This is a genomic window from Enterobacter cloacae complex sp. HYC080_NIDB (assembly GCF_056673325.1).
Window position 1 is genome coordinate 1628249 of the sequence record NZ_CP114212.1, and the last position, 19573, is coordinate 1647821.

At 53.6% G+C, this 19573-nt stretch carries 20 protein-coding genes and 1 other annotated feature; of the genes, 9 read left to right on the plus strand and 11 right to left on the minus strand.

Annotated elements, in window-relative coordinates:
* The first annotated feature begins 10 nt into the window (after positions 1 to 10).
* The 3 genes from rfbC to ugd all read left to right on the plus strand — a co-directional run bounded on the left by rfbC (position 11) and on the right by ugd (position 3522).
* Entirely contained in the window at positions 11 to 559 is a 549-nt protein-coding gene (gene rfbC, locus O1723_RS07635; protein WP_014884477.1) for a dTDP-4-dehydrorhamnose 3,5-epimerase, read from the plus strand.
* Between the two features lie 135 nt (positions 560 to 694).
* Entirely contained in the window at positions 695 to 2101 is a 1407-nt protein-coding gene (gene gndA, locus O1723_RS07640) for an NADP-dependent phosphogluconate dehydrogenase (RefSeq protein WP_014884476.1), read from the plus strand.
* A gap of 254 nt (positions 2102 to 2355) precedes the next feature.
* Positions 2356 to 3522 carry a UDP-glucose 6-dehydrogenase gene (gene ugd / locus O1723_RS07645; RefSeq protein WP_014884475.1) on the plus strand — a complete coding sequence of 389 codons (1167 nt, stop codon included), beginning with the start codon at positions 2356 to 2358 and terminating at the stop codon, positions 3520 to 3522.
* A 51-nt stretch (positions 3523 to 3573) separates the two neighbouring features.
* Here ugd and O1723_RS07650 read toward each other — a convergent pair whose 3' ends face one another.
* Positions 3574 to 4578: an NAD-dependent epimerase gene (locus tag O1723_RS07650; protein WP_014884474.1), complete on the minus strand. Its 1005-nt coding sequence runs from the start codon at positions 4576 to 4578 to the stop codon at positions 3574 to 3576.
* A gap of 192 nt (positions 4579 to 4770) precedes the next feature.
* On the opposite strand from O1723_RS07650, the gene wzzB reads away from it, so the two are divergent.
* A complete protein-coding gene (gene wzzB, locus O1723_RS07655; RefSeq protein WP_023337515.1) occupies positions 4771 to 5751 on the plus strand; it encodes an LPS O-antigen chain length determinant protein WzzB in 981 nt (326 codons plus the stop codon).
* A 43-nt stretch (positions 5752 to 5794) separates the two neighbouring features.
* On the opposite strand, the gene hisIE is transcribed toward wzzB, so the two are convergent.
* The 9 genes from hisIE to hisL all read right to left on the minus strand — a co-directional run bounded on the left by hisIE (position 5795) and on the right by hisL (position 13011).
* Positions 5795 to 6406 (minus strand): bifunctional phosphoribosyl-AMP cyclohydrolase/phosphoribosyl-ATP diphosphatase HisIE, encoded by a 612-nt coding sequence (gene hisIE / locus O1723_RS07660; RefSeq protein WP_014884472.1) that lies wholly within the window; start codon positions 6404 to 6406, stop codon positions 5795 to 5797.
* Positions 6400 to 7176: an imidazole glycerol phosphate synthase subunit HisF gene (gene hisF, locus O1723_RS07665; protein ID WP_023338519.1), complete on the minus strand. Its 777-nt coding sequence runs from the start codon at positions 7174 to 7176 to the stop codon at positions 6400 to 6402. The genes hisIE and hisF overlap by 7 nt, the downstream gene beginning before the upstream one ends.
* Positions 7158 to 7895 carry a 1-(5-phosphoribosyl)-5-[(5-phosphoribosylamino)methylideneamino]imidazole-4-carboxamide isomerase gene (gene hisA / locus O1723_RS07670; RefSeq protein WP_023330861.1) on the minus strand — a complete coding sequence of 246 codons (738 nt, stop codon included), beginning with the start codon at positions 7893 to 7895 and terminating at the stop codon, positions 7158 to 7160. Before hisA ends, hisF begins: the two co-directional genes overlap by 19 nt.
* Positions 7895 to 8485, minus strand: a complete 591-nt coding sequence (hisH, locus tag O1723_RS07675; RefSeq protein WP_014884470.1) for an imidazole glycerol phosphate synthase subunit HisH — start codon at positions 8483 to 8485, stop codon at positions 7895 to 7897. Before hisH ends, hisA begins: the two co-directional genes overlap by 1 nt.
* The gene (gene hisB / locus O1723_RS07680; RefSeq protein ID WP_014884469.1) at positions 8485 to 9552 is read right to left on the minus strand and encodes a bifunctional histidinol-phosphatase/imidazoleglycerol-phosphate dehydratase HisB; all 1068 of its coding nucleotides are present in this window, start codon (positions 9550 to 9552) and stop codon (positions 8485 to 8487) included. The genes hisH and hisB overlap by 1 nt, the downstream gene beginning before the upstream one ends.
* Positions 9549 to 10610, minus strand: a complete 1062-nt coding sequence (hisC, locus tag O1723_RS07685; RefSeq protein ID WP_248190823.1) for a histidinol-phosphate transaminase — start codon at positions 10608 to 10610, stop codon at positions 9549 to 9551. Before hisC ends, hisB begins: the two co-directional genes overlap by 4 nt.
* Positions 10607 to 11911 carry a histidinol dehydrogenase gene (gene hisD, locus O1723_RS07690; RefSeq protein WP_023330858.1) on the minus strand — a complete coding sequence of 435 codons (1305 nt, stop codon included), beginning with the start codon at positions 11909 to 11911 and terminating at the stop codon, positions 10607 to 10609. The genes hisC and hisD overlap by 4 nt, the downstream gene beginning before the upstream one ends.
* 5 nt (positions 11912 to 11916) lie before the next feature.
* Entirely contained in the window at positions 11917 to 12816 is a 900-nt protein-coding gene (hisG, locus tag O1723_RS07695; RefSeq protein WP_023330857.1) for an ATP phosphoribosyltransferase, read from the minus strand.
* A 45-nt stretch (positions 12817 to 12861) separates the two neighbouring features.
* Positions 12862 to 12985 (minus strand) — a sequence feature (His leader region).
* Positions 12961 to 13011, minus strand: a complete 51-nt coding sequence (gene hisL, locus O1723_RS07700) for a his operon leader peptide (RefSeq protein WP_001364200.1) — start codon at positions 13009 to 13011, stop codon at positions 12961 to 12963. It overlaps the preceding feature by 25 nt.
* Before the next feature lie 175 nt (positions 13012 to 13186).
* Here hisL and O1723_RS07705 point away from each other — a divergent pair, with 175 nt between their 5' ends.
* The 4 genes from O1723_RS07705 to O1723_RS07720 all read left to right on the plus strand — a co-directional run bounded on the left by O1723_RS07705 (position 13187) and on the right by O1723_RS07720 (position 16612).
* Complete coding sequence (locus O1723_RS07705) at positions 13187 to 14011, plus strand: SDR family oxidoreductase (protein WP_014884465.1); 825 nt, start codon at positions 13187 to 13189, stop codon at positions 14009 to 14011.
* Between the two features lie 41 nt (positions 14012 to 14052).
* Entirely contained in the window at positions 14053 to 14982 is a 930-nt protein-coding gene (locus O1723_RS07710) for a LysR substrate-binding domain-containing protein (RefSeq protein ID WP_023337513.1), read from the plus strand.
* Positions 14983 to 15201: 219 nt separating this feature from the next.
* Complete coding sequence (gene yoeI, locus O1723_RS07715) at positions 15202 to 15264, plus strand: membrane protein YoeI (protein WP_099458931.1); 63 nt, start codon at positions 15202 to 15204, stop codon at positions 15262 to 15264.
* Complete coding sequence (locus O1723_RS07720) at positions 15254 to 16612, plus strand: APC family permease (protein ID WP_014884463.1); 1359 nt, start codon at positions 15254 to 15256, stop codon at positions 16610 to 16612. The genes yoeI and O1723_RS07720 overlap by 11 nt, the downstream gene beginning before the upstream one ends.
* A 127-nt stretch (positions 16613 to 16739) precedes the next feature.
* On the opposite strand, the gene sbcB is transcribed toward O1723_RS07720, so the two are convergent.
* Positions 16740 to 18176, minus strand: coding sequence for an exodeoxyribonuclease I (gene sbcB, locus O1723_RS07725; RefSeq protein ID WP_169806235.1), 1437 nt, complete (start codon positions 18174 to 18176; stop codon positions 16740 to 16742).
* A gap of 198 nt (positions 18177 to 18374) precedes the next feature.
* Here sbcB and dacD point away from each other — a divergent pair, with 198 nt between their 5' ends.
* On the plus strand, positions 18375 to 19541 hold the full coding sequence (gene dacD, locus O1723_RS07730; RefSeq protein WP_014884461.1) for a serine-type D-Ala-D-Ala carboxypeptidase DacD: 1167 nt from the start codon (positions 18375 to 18377) through the stop codon (positions 19539 to 19541).
* Positions 19542 to 19573 lie beyond the last annotated feature (32 nt).

The window sequence follows — 19573 nt, forward strand, 5'->3', positions numbered from 1 at the left end:
AGAGTGAATAATGAAAGTTATTGATACTGAAATTTCTGATGTCAAAATCATTGAGCCAGTTGTTTTTGGCGATGAACGCGGTTTCTTCATGGAAACATGGCAACAGAAAAAGTTTTGTGAGCTGGTTTGTAATCGCAGCTTCGTGCAGGACAATCACTCGAAATCTGCAAAGAACATTTTGAGAGGCTTACATTACCAGACTCAAAATCCGCAGGGTAAATTAGTCCGCGTCGTCAGTGGAGAAGTATTTGATGTTGCGGTCGACATGAGAAAATCATCAGCCACTTTCGGACAGTGGATCGGCGTTATTCTTTCCGCCGAAAACAAACGACAACTCTGGATCCCTGAAGGCTTTGCTCACGGCTTCTACGTTTTGTCTGAAAGTGCAGAGTTTGTCTATAAATGCACTGATTATTACAACCCGCAGTCCGAGCATTCTTTATTGTGGAACGATGATTCTATCGGGATCACATGGCCTCTTACCGAGGGTGAGTTACCTGTGCTCTCATCCAAGGATCGAGAGGGTAAGCCCTTCGCCGACGCCGTGTATTTTGACTAATTGATAGCCAGTTTGCTTATCTCGCAGTGGTAAGCGCACCAAAGGCTATCTAAAACTCACATGCATGAGTTAACATCATAGATACATTCAAACTGCATCGCATCGCAGTGATTATCCCTAAGACAGGAGTATGTAATGTCCAAGCAACAGATCGGCGTTGTCGGTATGGCAGTGATGGGGCGCAACCTGGCGCTCAACATCGAAAGCCGTGGTTATACCGTCTCCGTTTTCAACCGCTCCCGTGAAAAAACTGAAGAAGTGATTGCCGAAAACCCAGGCAAGAAACTGGTTCCTTTCTATACGGTTAAAGAGTTCGTTGAGTCTCTGGAAACGCCTCGTCGTATCCTGTTAATGGTGAAAGCGGGCGCAGGTACCGATGCTGCTATCGATTCCCTGAAACCGTATCTGGATAAAGGCGACATCATCATTGATGGCGGCAACACCTTCTTCCACGACACCATCCGTCGTAACCGTGAACTCTCTGCTGAAGGCTTTAACTTCATCGGTACCGGTGTATCCGGTGGTGAAGAGGGCGCCTTGAAAGGCCCATCAATCATGCCTGGCGGTCAGAAAGAAGCCTACGAACTGGTTGCACCTATCCTGACCAAAATCGCAGCGGTTGCCGAAGATGGCGAACCGTGCGTGACCTATATCGGTCCGGACGGTGCGGGCCACTACGTTAAGATGGTTCACAACGGCATCGAATACGGTGATATGCAGCTGATTGCAGAAGCCTACTCCCTGCTCAAAGGCGGTCTGAACCTTTCTAACGAAGAGCTGGCTGAAACCTTCACCGAGTGGAACAAAGGTGAGCTGAACAGCTACCTGATCGACATCACCAAAGATATCTTCACTAAAAAAGATGAAGAGGGTAAATACCTGGTTGATGTGATTCTGGATGAAGCAGCGAACAAGGGTACCGGTAAATGGACCAGCCAGAGCTCTCTGGATCTGGGCGAACCTCTGTCCCTGATCACCGAATCTGTGTTTGCACGTTACATTTCCTCTCTGAAAGAGCAGCGCGTTGCGGCATCTAAAGTGCTCTCTGGTCCGCAGGCTAAGCCAGCGGGTGACAAAGCGGAATTCGTTGAGAAAGTTCGTCGCGCTCTGTACCTGGGTAAAATCGTTTCCTACGCGCAGGGCTTCTCACAGCTGCGTGCAGCGTCTGACGAGAACAACTGGGATCTGAACTACGGCGAAATCGCGAAGATCTTCCGTGCGGGCTGCATCATTCGTGCGCAATTCCTGCAGAAAATCACCGATGCCTATGCAGAAAACGCGGGTATCGCGAACCTGCTGCTGGCTCCGTATTTCAAGAAAATTGCGGATGAATATCAGCAGGCGCTGCGTGATGTGGTTGCTTACGCTGTACAGAACGGTATTCCGGTTCCGACCTTCTCCGCTGCCGTGGCGTACTATGACAGCTACCGTGCTGCCGTACTGCCGGCGAACCTGATTCAGGCACAGCGTGACTACTTCGGTGCGCATACCTACAAACGCACTGATAAAGAAGGTGTGTTCCATACCGAATGGCTGGATTAATCTGATTTAACTCCGTCTGATAACAAAGCCTGATGAACCTCATCGGGCTTTTTTTATCGCGCTTACGCCCATGTGGACTTGCTTTGCTCAACGAGCATCGTTTAACACCATATAAACCACTGCATTTTCTCATTTCTGTAGCCAGGCATTCGCCTTGACAGCCGCTCAACATAAGAGGTAAAAACCTCAACAGTTGTTTATTGCGGTGGGGTGTTTATGCCTCCTGAAACTCAAAACTTGAAGAAGTTGAACGAATGAAAATAACTATCTCCGGAACGGGCTATGTTGGGCTTTCAAACGGCATCCTGATTGCACAAAACCATGAAGTGGTGGCGCTGGATATCGTTCAGTCCAAAGTAGATATGCTCAATCAGAAGCAGTCTCCGATTGTCGATAAAGAGATCCAGGACTATCTTGCCAACAAACCTCTGAATTTTCGTGCGACGACGGACAAAGAAGATGCCTATCGTGGTGCAGATTTCGTCATCATCGCGACACCAACAGATTACGATCCCAAAACCAACTACTTCAACACCTCTACTGTTGAAGCCGTGATCAAAGACGTTATCGCAATCAACCCTCAAGCAGTGATGATCATTAAGTCGACCATTCCGGTAGGCTTCACCAAATCGATTAAAGAAGAGTTGGGTATTGATAATGTCTTCTTCTCGCCAGAGTTTCTGCGCGAGGGCAGGGCGCTATACGATAACCTGCACCCCTCGCGTATCGTGATCGGTGAGCGCTCTGAGCGGGCGGAGCGTTTTGCCGCGCTGCTCCAGGAAGGCGCAATCAAGAAAGACATTCCGGTTCTGTTTACCGACTCCACGGAAGCCGAAGCCATCAAGCTGTTCGCCAATACTTATCTAGCGATGCGTGTAGCGTACTTCAACGAGCTGGACAGCTACGCAGAGAGTTTGGGCCTGAATACCCGTCAGATCATAGAAGGCGTGTGCCTCGACCCTCGCATCGGCAACCACTATAACAACCCGTCATTCGGTTACGGGGGCTACTGCCTGCCAAAAGATACCAAACAGTTGCTGGCCAACTATCAGGCTGTACCGAATAACCTGATTTCAGCCATTGTAGATGCCAACCGCACGCGTAAAGATTTCATCTCTGACTCTATCCTTGCGCGTCAGCCTAAAGTTGTGGGCGTGTATCGTCTGATCATGAAGAGCGGTTCAGATAACTTCCGTGCCTCTTCCATTCAGGGCATCATGAAGCGCATTAAGGCTAAAGGAGTGCAGGTTATTATTTATGAACCCGCGATGCAGGAAGATGAGTTCTTCCACTCCCGCGTGATTCGCGATCTGGATGCATTCAAGCAGGAAGCGGACGTGATCATCTCTAACCGCATGGCGGAAGAGCTGGCGGACGTGGCGGATAAAGTCTATACCCGCGATCTGTTCGGAAGCGATTGATTACTCTTAACGCACGTAAAAAACCCGGCCATGTAGCCGGGTTTTTTATTTTCAGACCTTGTAGAAAGCGCGATACCAGTCGACAAAGTTCTTCACTCCGTCTTTGACCGACGTCTGCGGTTTAAAGCCAATAACGTCATACAACGCTTTCGTATCCGCGCTGGTCTCCAGCACGTCACCCGGTTGAATCGGCATCATGTTTTTCTCTGCTTCTTTGCCGAGAGCTTCTTCCAGCGCCGTGATGTAATCCATAAGCTCGACCGGAGAGCTATTACCAATGTTGTAAACGCGATAAGGCGCGGAGCTGGTCGCCGGGGAACCGGTCTCGACGGTCCAGTCTGCATCGGCCTGAGGAATGACACCCTGCAGACGAATAATGGCTTCGGCGATGTCGTCGATGTAAGTGAAGTCGCGCTTCATCTTGCCGTAGTTGTAAACATCAATCGGCTTATCTTCGATCATTGCTTTGGTAAATTTGAACAAGGCCATGTCCGGTCGCCCCCACGGGCCGTACACGGTAAAGAAGCGCAGGCCGGTCGTTGGCAGGTTGTACAAATGAGAATAGGTATGCGACATCAGCTCATTGGCCTTTTTAGTTGCCGCATACAGCGAAACAGGGTGATCCACTGAATCGTCCGTAGAGAAAGGCATCTTACGGTTGAGCCCATAAACGGAGCTGGATGAGGCGTAAAGCAGGTGTTGAACCTTATTATGGCGACAGCCTTCCAGCACGTTGAGATGACCCACCAGGTTGGCTTCTGCATAAGCATGTGGATTATCCAGCGAGTAGCGAACCCCAGCCTGCGCGGCCAGATGGATCACACGGTCAAACTTCTCATCGGCGAAGAGCGCAGACATCCCTTCACGGTCGGCTAAATCAAGTTTATGGAAAGAGAAATTGTCAGATTTGAGCAAGTCCAGACGTGCCAGCTTAAGATTGACGTCATAGTAGTCATTCAGATTATCAATACCGACAACCTGATGGCCTGCGTCCAGCAGTCGCTTGCTGACATGTGAACCGATAAAACCTGCTGCGCCCGTTACCAAAAATTTCATATCTTTCCTCGTTAACGCTTCGTTCTTGTGATGCATAGGGCATCCGAATTTGTCTATGATAGCGCGTAGCACACCCGATACATAACCCATCTTTCCGATATAACTCATCGAATTCCTATAGAAAAATCCTCAGCAACAGATAAACTACGTAAACATAATTTTTTTTGCCCTTTTTCATCTGTTAGGGATTGTATGACGCAAAACAACAATAGCCTGGTCACGCGCAGTACTGACCCGGAGCAAATTGATTTACTTGATTTAGTGCTGCAACTTTGGCGCGGAAAGTGGGTAATTGGGGCATTTATTGCGGTTTTTATCGTATTAGCGGGCGTATACATTACAGTCGCGAAAGAGAAATGGACCTCCTCCGCCATTATTGCTCAGCCAGATGCGGCGCAGATCGCCACTTACGCCAATGCACTGAATATCCTTTACGGTAGCGCTGCACCTTCAATGCTGGATATCCAGAACCGTGCTATTAATCGTTTCAATTCCTCGTTTTCTGCTTTAGCTCAGGCTCTCGAAAACCAGGACATTCCAGAAAAGCTGACTATCGACACCACCGTTAAGGGGCAACCGCTGCCGTTAAGCGTCTCCTATCAGGGGGAGTCTGCAGAAGCGGCTCAAAAACAGCTGGCGCAATACATACAGCAGGTTGATCAGCAAACAGCGAAAGAACTTTCTCTCGACCTCAAAGATAATATCAAGCAGCAAATTACCACGCTAAATGACTCTCTGGAAAACCAGGAAAAGGTTGCTCAGGAGCAGAAAGATCTGCGAATCAAACAGATCACTGAGGCGCTTAAAAATGCGGAAGCTGCAAAAATCGCGACCCCACAGATCCAGCAAACTCAGGATGTGACCCAGGAAACTATGTTCCTGCTGGGTAGTGAAGCGCTGAAATCGATGATTGATAACGAAGCGTCTCGCCCGTTAGTGTTCTCTCCTGCTTACTATCAGACGAAACAAAACTTACTGGATATCGAGAAGTTGAATGTGAATCCAGACACGATTCACGTCTATCGTTACGTCATGAAGCCGGATCTCCCTGTCCGTCGTGATAGCCCGAAAAAGGCGATCACCTTAATTCTGGCGGTTCTGCTGGGCGGGATTATTGGTTCTGGTGTGGTACTGGGCCGCAATGCACTGCGTAACTACAAACCCAAATCCTGAACCACATTGGATATAAAAAAACCGGGGAAATTCCCCGGTTTTTTTATTTGTGGCGCTTACGAAGATTCTCGATCACCGCCGTCAAATCCAGCTCCTGATCCTGCAGCAGTACCAGAAGGTGATACATCAAATCCGACGCCTCATTGGTCAGCTCCTCGCGGTCATGCACCGTCGCAGCCAGCGCAGTCTCAACGCCTTCTTCCCCTACCTTTTGCGCAATACGCTTGGTTCCGCTGGCGTACAACTTCGCAGTGTAAGAGCTTTCAGGATCCGCCGTTTTACGCTCTGCCAGCAGCTGTTCCAGTTGATACAGGAACAGCCACTGGTGGCTCGCCTCACCGAAGCAGCTGCTGGTGCCCTTGTGGCAGGTCGGCCCGATCGGATTGGCCAGCACCAGCAGGGTGTCGTTATCGCAGTCTGGCGCCATGCTGACCACATTCAGGAAATGACCTGAGGTTTCACCTTTGGTCCACAGACGCTGTTTCGTGCGTGAGAAAAACGTCACCTTGCCGCTGTCGATCGTTTTCGCCAGCGCGTCCTGGTTCATATACCCCAGCATCAGCACTTCGCCTGAGACGGCATGCTGTACAACCACCGGCAGTAATCCGTCAGTTTTTTCCCAGTCCAGCTGCGCCTGTTGTTGCTCTGTTAACATACCCTGATCTCCACGCCCTGGTCGGCCAGGTACGTCTTTAACTCACCAATATTAATAATCTGTTTGTGGAACACGGACGCCGCCAGCGCACCGTCTACGTTCGCATCACGGAAAGCTTCCAGGAAGTGCTCCATGGTGCCCGCACCGCCGGAGGCAATCAGCGGCACGTGGCAGACCGAGCGGACTTTTTTCAGCTGCTCGAGGTCATACCCGTTACGCACGCCGTCCTGGTTCATCATGTTCAGCACAATCTCACCCGCGCCGCGCTTCTGCACTTCCTGCACCCAGTCCAGCGTTTCCCATTGGGTGACACGCGTCCGGCTCTCATCACCGGTATACTGGTTGACGTGATATTTACCGGTTGCAGCGTCATACCAGGTGTCGATCCCAACCACAATGCACTGCACGCCAAAGCGATCGGCCAGACGGGTAATCAGCTCCGGGTCGGCCAGGGCAGGGGAGTTGATGGAAATCTTGTCGGCACCAAAAGAGAGAATTTTGGCCGCGTCGTCAGCGGACTTAATCCCGCCCGCGACACAGAACGGAATATCAATCACTTCCGCCACGCGCGCGACCCAGCTTTTGTCGACCACGCGACCATCGCTTGAGGCGGTGATATCGTAAAAGACCAGTTCGTCTGCGCCTTCATCGGCATAACGTTTTGCCAGCGGAACGATGTCGCCAATAATCTCGTGGTTGCGGAACTGCACGCCTTTCACAACCTGACCGTCGCGTACGTCAAGACAAGGGATTATCCGTTTTGCCAGCATTGAATCGCCTCCGTTACAGTAAATTTACCTTCCAGCAGGGCACGGCCTACAATCACACCCTTTACACCGGTACCGCGCAGCGCAGCCACGTCGTCTATATCGCCGATGCCGCCTGAAGACTGGAACGCCACCTGCGGATAACGTGCACAAACCTCTTCATACAGCGAGACATTAGAGCCTGCCAGCGTACCGTCGCGAGAGATATCGGTGCACAGCACGTGCTTCAGGCCAACGGGCAGATACATCTCGACCAGTTCTTCCAGCGTTACCCCGGAGTTTTCCTGCCAGCCGCTGATCGCCACCTGCTTATTACCTTGTTCGTCAATGCGAACGTCCAGCGCCAGCACCAGCGCATCGGCGCCGAAGCGGCGGAACCAGCCTTTCACGGTCTCAGGATCGTTGACCGCGGTTGAGCCTACCACCACGCGCGCCACGCCTGCATCCAGCAGTGCCGCAACGTCCTCTTCCGTACGCACGCCGCCGCCGACCTGTACGGGCACATTAACGCCAGCAACCAGGTTTTTCAGCAGCGGGATCTGGCGTTTCGCCGGATCTTTCGCGCCCGTCAAATCCACCAGATGCAATACCTGCGCGCCCTGAGCCGCATAATCCTGCAGACGCGGCAGCGGGTCGTTCCCGTAGTCACGCTGCTGGCCGTAATCGCCCTGATGCAGACGGACAACCGTGCCGTCAATTAAATCTAAAGCGGGAATGATCATCACATCTCCAGGAAGTTTTTCAGCAACTGCGCGCCCGCGGCGCCCGAACGTTCCGGGTGAAACTGCACGCCGAAGAAATTGTCTTTCTGCACCGCGGCAGTAAATGCCTCGCCGTAGTTGCACTGGGCGATGGTATGGGCGTTCACCGGCATGGCGTAGCTGTGCACGAAGTAAAAATACGCACCGTCTTCGATGCCGCGAAACAGACGGTCACCTGCTTTCGCGTAAACGCGGTTCCACCCCATATGCGGTAGCGGCAGGCCGTGGTCGGTCATTTTCGGTACGTCTTCGTCAATAATGCCCAGCAGGTCAACGCCGTTGCTCTCTTCGCTGCGGCGACCCAGAAGCTGCATGCCTAAGCAAATCCCCAGTACCGGTTGGGTACAGGCTTTGATCAAATCGACCAGCTCGCGCTCGTGGATCTGATCCATCGCCGCCTGGGCGGTGCCTACGCCGGGCAGGAAAAGCTTGTCGGCGCGCAATACCACGTCCGGATCACGGCTCACCACCGGCTCGTAGCCGTGGCGTGCAATGGCCGATTTGACGGAGTTCAGGTTGGCGCATCCGGTGTCCAGAATCACCACGTTCATCACAGCACTCCTTTCGACGAGGGAAGGGCGTCACCTTCCACGCGGATCGCCTGACGCAGCGTACGGCCAAAGGCTTTAAACAGACTTTCCACGCGGTGGTGATCGTTTTTGCCTTTCGTTTTCAGATGCAACGTCAGGCCCATGGTGTAGGACAAGGAACGGAAGAAATGCTCCACCATTTCGGTGCTGAGATCGCCCACGCGCTGGTAGGTGAAGTCGGCTTTGTATTCCAGGTGCGGACGACCGGAGATGTCCATCGCGCAGCGCGCCAGACATTCGTCCATCGGCAGAACAAAACCAAAACGGTTGATGCCGCGTTTGTCGCCGAGCGCCAGCTTCAGGGCTTCACCTAGCGCCAGACCGGTATCTTCTACGGTGTGGTGATCGTCAATGTAAAGGTCACCCTTCACCGAGATTTCCATGCGGAAACCGCCGTGCGTGGCAATCTGGTCCAGCATATGGTCAAAGAAACCGACACCGGTGTGGATCTTGCTGCCGCCTTCACGGTCCAGCCAGACCTTCACATCAATCTGTGTCTCTTTGGTGTTGCGTTCAACGTGCGAGTAACGGTCACGTTTTGTCAGCTGTTCGCCAATCTTTGCCCAGCTAAGATTGTTGCGGTCGTAGCGAAGCCCCGCAATGCCCATATTTTCCGCCAGCGTAATATCAGTGATGCGATCCCCGATGACATAGCTGTTGGTTTTATCCAGCATATCCTCAGCCAGATAGCGCTCAACCAGCTTCACTTTTGGCTTACGGCAGTCGCACTCATCGGCTGGCATGTGTGGGCAAATCAGTACCTCATCGAACACTACGCCCTGAGAGGTCAACACCTGCATCATTAAATTATGGGGGCCGTCAAAGTCTGCCTGCGGGAAGCTGTCGGTACCCAGACCGTCCTGGTTGGTGATCATCACCAGCTTATAACCGGCTTTTTGCAGCGTAAGCAGCACCGGTATCACGTCCGGTTCAAAAGCCAGTTTGTCGAAACGATCGACCTGAAAATCGGCTGGTGGCTCCGAAATAAGGGTGCCGTCACGATCGATGAAAAGGATCTTCTGGGTCATACTTTCTCCGCTTTCAGGGCGTCAATCACGCGCTGGCTCTCTGCGCGGGTGCCTACGGTAATGCGCAGGCAGCCACTCAGGGAAGGTTGTTTATTCTGGTCTCGTAAGATAATGCCCTGATCCCACAAAGATTTAAATACGGCACTCGAGGCGGTAAAACGCACCAGGATGTAATTGGTTTCCGAGTCAAACACCTGCTCCACGCACGCAATATCCTTCAGGGCGGTGACCAGGTACTGGCGTTCTTCCAGGATCTGCGCCACGCGTTCGCGCATCGCATTAATGCCCTGAGGCGTCAACGCCTGGGCCGCAATATTCGCAACCGGTGTGGAGAGTGGATACGGGGCGATGACTTTCAAAAGCAGGTCGATGACCGCTTTATTCGCCAGGGTGAATCCGCAGCGCAAGCCCGCGAGGGCGAAAGCCTTTGACAGTGTGCGCAGCACAACAAGATGCGGATACTCCTCAAGCCAGCCTGTCAGCGTCGCCTGTGGGCAGAACTCAATATAGGCTTCGTCCGCCACCACCAGCGCTTTACCGCGCGTCATTTCCAGCAGGGTACGGATATCCTGTGGCGTGATAATCTGCCCGGTTGGATTGTTCGGGCTGCAGACAAACACGACTTTTACGCCGTCAAGATTGTCGGCAATCCCCTGCAGATCCAGCTGCCAGTTCTCCAGCGCCTGCACGTTGCGGCACGCCACGCCGAAGGTTTCGGCGCTGACGCTGTACATGCCGTAGGTCGGCTGGCAGTACATTACTGCGTCTTTTCCCGGCTCGCAGAACGCGCGGATCAGCAGTTCAATGCCTTCGTCTGCCCCACGGCTGACCAGCACCTGCTCCGGCTTCACGCCTGCGTACTGGGCGTAGTTTTCGATTACCGCTTTCGGCTGACACTCCGGATAACGGTTCAACGTTTGCTGCGACAGCTCAAACTGTACCGCCGTCGGGAATTCGTTGGCGTTCAGCCAGACATCGCCTTTGCCACCCAGGCGGCGCGCGGACTGATAAGGCGTCAGGCGACGGACATTTTCGCGGGCTAATTCTTCAATGTTCATGCTTGCTCCTTCAGCGCTGCAACGCGCAGCGTAACGGCATTTTTGTGGGCAGTCAGACGTTCGGCGGCGGCCAGCGTCTCAATAGTTGAAGCCAGCGATGCAAACCCTTCTCGGGAAAGTTCCTGCACGGTCATCCGTTTCTGGAAATCTGCCAGGCCCAGGCTGGAACAGGTTGAGGTATAGCCATACGTCGGCAGAACGTGGTTGGTACCAGAAGCGTAGTCGCCCGCGGATTCCGGTGACCAGTCGCCGAGGAACACCGAGCCAGCGCTGGTAATGCTGTCGACCAGATCGCGGGCGTTGCGGGTCTGAATAATCAGATGCTCCGGGCCGTACTGGTTGGAAATAGCAATGCACTGCTCCAGGTCACGCGCCACAATCAGGCGGCTGGCGGATAATGCCTGGCGTGCCGTGTCGGCACGGGGCAGGTCGGCAAGCTGACGCTCAACGGCCTCACCCACACGTTTAGCCATATCGGCGTCCGGTGTCAGCAAAATGACCTGGGAGTCCGGGCCGTGTTCTGCCTGTGAAAGCAGGTCAGACGCTACGAAATCCGGCGTTGCGCCGCTGTCGGCAATCACCAGTACCTCAGAAGGGCCGGCTGGCATATCAATTGCCGCACCGTCCAGACGCTGGCTGACCTGGCGCTTGGCTTCGGTTACATACGCGTTGCCCGGTCCAAAGATTTTGTCGACCTTCGGAATGGATTCAGTCCCGAACGCCAGGGCCGAAATGGCTTGGGCACCGCCCACTTTATAGACTGCCTGTACGCCGCACAGCTTTGCCGCATAAAGGATCTCATCGGCAATCGGTGGCGGAGAGCACAGCACCACTTTCTGGCATCCGGCGATACGCGCCGGGGTTGCAAGCATTAATACGGTTGAAAACAGCGGCGCTGAACCGCCAGGGATATAAAGCCCGACTGACGCCACCGGGCGCGTCACCTGCTGACAACGCACGCCGGGCAGGGTTTCCACGTCCACGGTCGGCAGTTTCTGCGCGACGTGAAAGGTCTCAATGTTTTTCACCGCGACGGCCATCGCCTGTTTGATGTCGTCACCGAGGCGGCTTTCCGCCTCCGCGATTTCCTGCCCGGTGACCTGTAGCGCGTCAACTTCGGTTTTATCAAACTTTGCACTGTATTCACGCAGCGCGTCATCGCCACGCGTTTTGACGCTATCAAGGATCTCCGCCACGGTGCGGGAGATGCTTTCGGAGGCGGAAATCGCCGGGCGCATCAGCAGCTCGCGCTGCTGTGCGTCGCTACAGGTATTCCAGTCGATGATTGTGTTAAAACGCATGGCCGTTACTCCATCATCTTCTCAATTGGCAGCACCAGAATGGAGCTTGCGCCCAGCGCCTTCAGTTTTTCCATGGTTTCCCAGAAGAGGGTTTCGCTACTGACCATGTGCATTGCCACGCGCTGCTGATCGCCCGCCAGCGGCAGAATGGTTGGACGTTCTGCGCCCGGCAGCAGGGCAATCACTTCATCCAGACGCTCGGTCGGCGCATGCATCATGATGTATTTTGATTCACGTGCCTGAATCACGCCCTGAATACGGGTCAGCAGTTTGTCGATGAGCTGCTGCTTGGCATCGGCCATATCGCCATCACGCTGGATCAGACACGCTTTGGAGCGGTAAATCACTTCGACCTCGCGCAGGCCGTTCGCTTCCAGCGTCGCGCCGGTAGAGACGAGGTCACAGATAGCGTCCGCCAGACCCGCACGCGGTGCCACTTCAACCGAGCCGTTCAGCAGGCAGGATTTAAACTGCACGCCTTTCTGATCCAGATAACGCTTTAACAGGTGAGGGTAGGAGGTGGCGATACGTTTGCCATTCAGCGCGGCCGGACCGTCCCAGGGTTCATCAACCGGCGTTGCCAGCGACAGGCGGCAGCCGCCAAAGTCCAGACGACGCAAGGTGAAGTAACGCGGGTCTTCGCCCTGTGCACGGCGGGTCAGCAATTCTTCTTCCAGCACGTTTTCACCGATAATCCCGAGATCAACGACGCCATCCATGACCAGGCCTGGAATATCGTCATCACGCACGCGCAGAATGTCGATCGGCATGTTTTCAGCCAGAGCAATCAGGCGCTGGGTGTGCAGGTTGATTTTAATCCCGCAGCGGGCCAGCAGTTCGCGTGAATCATCACTCAAACGACCTGATTTTTGAATAGCTATGCGTAAGCGTGAGTTATCTAACATTCTTTATTCCTCGTTAACCTGTTTTAACCTGTCTGAATTTGGTCCAAAAAAAAGCCCCCGGAAGAAGATCTTCCGGGGGCTTTATCATGCGTTCATGCACCACTGGAAGATCCAAACGTCTTCCAGCACACATCGCCTGAAAGACTAGTCAGGATGATGGTGATGATGGTGGTGTTTAAATTGAACGCGTGTCATATAAATTCTCGATGAATGCTTATTCATTTGATGTCTTTTAACCTAAACCAGTTGTGTGACAGATTGCAAGGGCTTTTTTTGATCATTAATTCATTTCATATTGATGCTATGAATTGTGTGTTCTGCCAGGCTGGCGTAGCCTTATGAAAGACGAGTGAGAGTCAGGAGAATTCGCATGAAAAAGGTCGCGATTGTCGGTTTGGGCTGGCTGGGAATGCCGCTGGCGATGTCATTAGCCGCGAAAGGCTGGCAGGTGACCGGGAGCAAAACGACGAGGGATGGGGTCGAAGCGGCACGCATGTGCGGTATTGATGGCGTTGAACTGCGTCTGGAACCGGAGCTGGTGTGTGATGCGGACGATCTGGACACGCTGATGAACGTCGATGCGCTGGTGATTACGCTACCCGCGCGGCGCAGCGGCCCGGGTGAATCATTCTATCTGCAGGCGATGCAGGAGATTGTCGACAGTGCCCTTGCGCACCATGTTCCGCGTATCATTTTTACCAGTTCGACGTCGGTCTATGGCGATGCTCCGGGCGTAATGAAAGAAGGAACTGAGCGCCGTCCGGTGACCGCGAGTGGCAAGGTCCTTAAAGAGCTGGAAGACTGGCTGCATAATTTGCCCGGCACGCAGGTGGATATCGTCCGTCTGGCGGGGCTGGTCGGCCCCGGGCGGCATCCGGGACGCTTTTTTGCCGGGAAATCCGCGCCGGACGGGCAGCATGTCGTCAATCTTGTTCATCTTGAGGATGTTATTGGCGCGATTGAGCTACTCTTAAAAGCTCCAAAAGGTGGACACATCTATAATATATGTGCACCTTCTCATCCTGCGCGCAGCACGTTTTACCCGCTGATGGCGCGTCAGCTTGGCCTGGCTCCGCCGGTTTTTGCTGAGGCAAAGGACGAAAGCAAAGGCAAAATTGTTGATGGCAATCGCATTTGTCATGAGCTGGGGTTTGAGTATCAATATCCCGATCCGCTGGTGATGCCCATGGAATAAGTCCCGCAGCGGAAACGATCGCACACCGGAAGGGGGCGAGCATGAAACCGCTGCTGGATGTTCTTATTATTCTGGATGCACTGGAAAAAGAGGGGAGCTTTGCGGCTGCTTCAGCAAAGCTCTATAAAACCCCTTCGGCATTGAGTTACACCGTTCAAAAACTGGAAAGCGATCTTAATATCCAAATCCTCGATCGCACCGGACATCGCGCGCGTTTTACCCGTACCGGACAGATGCTGCTGGAAAAAGGCCGCGAAGTCCTGCACACCGTTCGTGAACTGGAAAAACAGGCCGTCAAGCTCCACCAGGGATGGGAGAACGAGCTGGTCATTGGCGTGGATGATACCTTTCCGTTCTCTCTTTTGACCCCGCTGATCGAAGCGTTTTATCAACATCACAGCGTCACCCGGCTTATCTTCATCAACGGTGTGCTTGGCGGCTCCTGGGATGCCTTAACGCAGGGCAGGGCAGATATTTTTGTCGGGGCATTGCATGAGCCTCCCCAGCTGAGTGAATTTGGCTTTGCCCGACTTGGCGTGCTGGAGCAGGTGTTCGCCGTGGCGCCCCATCATCCGCTGGCTCAGGAGCCTGAGCCCCTTAACCGTCGCGTGATTAAAGGCTATCGCGCCATCGTGGTGGGGGATAGCGTTCGCCCGGAATGTTCGGTTTCCTCGCAACTGCTTGATGAGCAGGAAGCCATCACGGTTTTTGATTTTAAAACTAAGCTGGAACTGCAAATTAGTGGACTAGGCTGCGGCTACTTACCGCGCTATCTGGCGCAGCGGTTTATTGATAGCGGTGCGCTTGTTGAAAAACAGGTACTTGCTCAAAGCAGTAACGAATCGGTATGGATGGGCTGGAATGAACAAACCGCCGGGCTTGCGAGCGCCTGGTGGCGGGATGAAATTTTAGCAAATAGTGCTATCGCGGCAATTTACTCTCAGCCCGGCGTCCAGAAATCAGCCAGTTAGCAGAAAGAAAACGGCCCGGTGCGTTGCAAAGTATTGCCTTTTGTATCCGATGTGGGGCAAAATGCCGCCGCTGCAACCAAATGAATAATCGACGATATAAAAGGCGTCGGTTATTTTTTTTTGCATGTACGAAACGAAACTAAAAACCAAGAGGCCGGGCTTCGTACCGGATAGATATTTACTAAAATCCGACAGTTGTTGTCGCTGAGGAAGAAAGAAATGGGGCAATTTTTCGCTTACGTGGCGGTTATCACCGTAAAGGAGAATAACTATGTCGCATAACGCAACTCCAAACACCTCTCGCGTGGAATTACGTAAAACGCTTACGTTGATTCCGGTTGTTATGATGGGCCTTGCCTATATGCAACCGATGACGCTGTTCGATACATTCGGTATCGTATCGGGCCTCACCAACGGTCACGTTGCGACGGCGTACGCCTTTGCACTGGTCGCGATCCTCTTTACCGCGCTGAGCTACGGAAAACTGGTCCGCCGTTTCCCGTCAGCAGGCTCTGCGTACACCTATGCTCAGAAATCCATTAGCCCGGCAGTTGGCTTTATGGTGGGCTGGTCATCTCTGCTGGACTACCTGTTCATGCCGATGATCAACATTCTGCTGGCAAAAATTTACTTTGAAGCGCTGGTGCCTTCCGTGCCGTCGTGGATCTTTGTTGTCGCGCTGGTGGCCTTTATGACCATTTCTAACCTGCGCAGCATCAAGACCGTGGCAAACTTCAACACCCTGATTGTTATTCTGCAGATGGGCATCGTGGCAGTTATCGTCGGCCTGATCATCTACGGTGTTTCTCACGGTGAAGGTGCGGGCACGCTGACCAGCACGCGTCCATTCTGGTCTGAAGGCGCACATGTTGTGCCGATGATTACCGGTGCGACGATTCTGTGCTTCTCGTTCCTGGGCTTTGACGGTATCTCTTCTCTGTCAGAAGAGACCAAAGATGCTGAGCGCGTGATCCCGAAAGCGATTTTCCTGACGGCGCTGATTGGCGGCCTGATCTTCATCGGTGCCTCCTACTTCCTGCAGCTGTACTTCCCGGATATCTCTCGCTTTAAAGATCCGGATGCGTCGCAGCCTGAAATCATGCTTTATGTTGCGGGTAAAACGTTCCAGTGGGGCGTGCTGATTTTCTCCAGCGTGACCGTACTGGCATCCGGTATGGCGGCACACGCAGGCGTTTCTCGTCTGATGTATGTTATGGGCCGTGACGGCGTGTTCCCGACTCGCTTCTTCGGTTATGTGCATCCAAAATGGCGTACTCCGGCGTGGAACGTGCTGTTGGTTGGCGCGATTGCGCTGATGGCGATTAAATTCGACCTGGTGACTGCAACTGCGCTGATTAACTTCGGTGCGCTGGTGGCGTTCACCTTCGTTAACCTCTCGGTGATTTCGCAGTTCTGGATCCGTGAGAAGCGCAACAAAACGCTGAAAGACCACTTCAACTATCTGGTGCTGCCAGTGTGTGGTGCGCTGACGGTGGGTGCGCTGTGGATTAACCTGGAAGAGAGCTCTATGATTCTGGGGCTGATCTGGGGCGGTATCGGCCTGGTTTACCTGGCCTGCGTAACGAAGAGCTTCCGTAACCCGGTTCCTCAGTACGAAGACGTTGCGTGATGACTCGCCGGGTGGCGCTAGCGCTTACCCGGCCTACAAAACAACACTCCTGTAGGCCCGCGTAAGCGAAGCGCCACCGGGCAAAAAAAAGCGGAGAGCATCGTCTCCGCTTTTTTATGTCTGATTTTCAGACTATCTCTTGCGCGTACTGAAACAGCGCTTTCAGCAGCGCCTGTTTCTCTGCATTCCCTTCGTACTGACCGTAAAGCATCTCCAGCTCCTGGGCGTAGTTGTGCAGATACTCTGGCGTAAACACGTTACGACGATGCTGCAGCCAGCGCTCCTGCTCTGTTTCATCCAGCGTACCGGGGTAGTTACGTGCGCGGTAATTAAACATCAGCTTTTCGATGCGTTTATCGGCGAAAGTGATGTCCAGCGCCGGCAGGTTCCGCGGCTCGGTTTGCAGGACAATATTCATCGCTGCACGGTCGGCATCGCTGAAGAAGCCGTTGTAGAGCTGTGCATCGACGTTTTCCGACGGCACAAACGGCTCCGCTTCGGCGAAGATCGCGACCACTTTCTCGCGTACCTGCGGATTTTCGCGCAGCACTTTCAGGTTATCCAGGCAGTGCTGACGGTTAATGCCCAGCCTGTCAGCATCCTCCGGGCGCAGCGTATTCGCCTGCGCCAGTACCGGACATTTATTGATATGCACCAGTTTGACCGGCACCGCGGGCAGGTCACCAAGCTCATTTTTCGGGGTGTAGAGCCGTTCGCGCAGGGTATCGCTGTCAAGTTCCAGTAGCGGCGAAATATCGCCCGCTAAATCCACCATGATAACGGCGTTACGGTTGTCCGGATGCCACGCCAGCGGTGCCACCCAGCTTGTATTGCCGCGCCAGGCACCGAACATACCGGAGATATGCACCAGGGGTTTCATCTGCGGCACATCGATAAGGGTCATGAGCTTCTGCTTGCTGCGATGGCTCAGCAAATACTCAAACAGCCGGGGCTGCGCGGCTTTCACCAGCTTCGCCATGGCAATAGTGGCATAGACGTCCGCCATTGCGTCGTGGGCATTGCTGTGCTCAATGCCATTAGCGCGCGTCAGGTGTTCCAGGCGGAAGCTCGTCAGACCTTCCTCATTTTCCGGCCAGTTGATGCCTTCAGGACGCAGGGCATAACAGGCGCGCATGATATCCAGCAGATCCCAGCGCGAGTTGCGGTTCTGCCAGCTCCAGGCGTACGGATCGTAGAAGTTGCGATAGAAAACGTTGCGGGTCACTTCGTCATCGAAACGGATGTTGTTGTAACCTACCACGCAGGTATTGGGGACGGTAAACAGATCGTGGATGCGGCGTGCGAATTCCGCCTCGTTCACCCCTTTCTCCCGTGCTTCCTGAGGGGTGATCCCGGTGACCATGACCGCGCCTGGCTGCGGCAGGTAATCATCAGCAGGTTTGCAGTAAAAGACCTCAGGCTCGCCAATGATGTTGAATTCGTCGTCGGTACGGATGGCGGCAAACTGCGCCGGTCGGTCCAGCGCCGGGTGCGTGCCAAAGGTTTCATAGTCGTGGAATAAAAAAGTGGGGCTTGCGGCAGAGTCAGACACCAGTAATACCATCCTGTTAAAAAATGACGCCACTATGGTAAACGATCGTGCGGGTCAGACCGAATAAAAAGCGCCGCCGTGGTGCAAATTTGCGAGACAGATTCAGCGTGAAACCTGCGTTCTGTCACATATTTTTGCAATTAAGCCAGGTAACGACATCAGAACTCCCGTAAAAAGGTCATCGATTTTTAATGACCTGAGGATATACCGTTGAAACGCCGTCTGTTTATTGCTGTTTCTTTACTCGCTTCGAGTATCTCATCTGCTTTTGCGGCCGAACCGCTGGATTTTTCCCCGCAGCCTCCGGCCATTCAGGCGGGCTCCTGGGTGCTGATGGATTACACGACTGGTCAGATCTTAACGGCGGGCAACGAACATCAACAACGTAATCCGGCGAGCCTTACTAAGCTGATGACGGGTTATGTGGTTGATCGGGCCATTGATAGCCATCGCATTACGCCGGATGACATTGTCACCGTAGGCCGTGACGCATGGGCCAAAGGGAACCCGGTTTTTGACGGATCATCCCTGATGTTCCTGAAAGAGGGCGATCGCGTCTCCGTGCGGGACTTAAGCCGCGGGCTGATTGTGGATTCCGGCAACGACGCCTGCGTGGCGCTGGCCGATCACGTTGCGGGTGGGCAGCCGCAGTTTGTGAAGATGATGAACGACTATGTGCAGAAGCTGAACCTGCGCGATACGCACTTTGAAACCGTCCATGGGCTTGATGCGCCGGGTCAACACAGCTCGGCCTATGACCTGGCCGTTCTCTCCCGGGCTATCATTCACGGTGAGCCTGAGTTTTACCATATGTACAGCGAAAAGAGTCTCACCTGGAACGGGATCACCCAGCAAAACCGTAACGGCCTGCTGTGGGATAAAACCATGAACGTGGATGGCCTCAAAACGGGGCACACTTCTGGCGCGGGCTTTAACCTGATTGCTTCCGCCGTTGACGGTCAGCGCCGTTTAATCGCGGTGGTGATGGGGGCGGACAGCCCGAAAGGGCGCGAAGACCAGGCCCGGAAACTGCTGCACTGGGGTCAGCAGAATTTCGATACGGTGCAGATTCTGCACAGCGGTAAAAAAGTAGGGACAGAACGTATCTGGTACGGTGATAAAGAACAGGTAAATCTGGGTACGGATCAGGACTTCTGGCTGGCTTTACCGAAAGCGGAAGTGGCGAACATTAAGGCGAAATACGTTCTGGATAAAAAAGAGCTGGAAGCGCCGATTGCCGCACATCAGCGGGTTGGGGAGATCCAGCTCTATGACCGCGACAAAGTGGTGGCACACTGGCCGCTGGTCACCCTGGAACGTGTTGATAAGGGTGGGATTTTCTCTCGCCTCAGTGATTACCTGCATCAAAAAATTTAACCTTTCTGAGCAGACTGGCAGGGTTGCGAGTC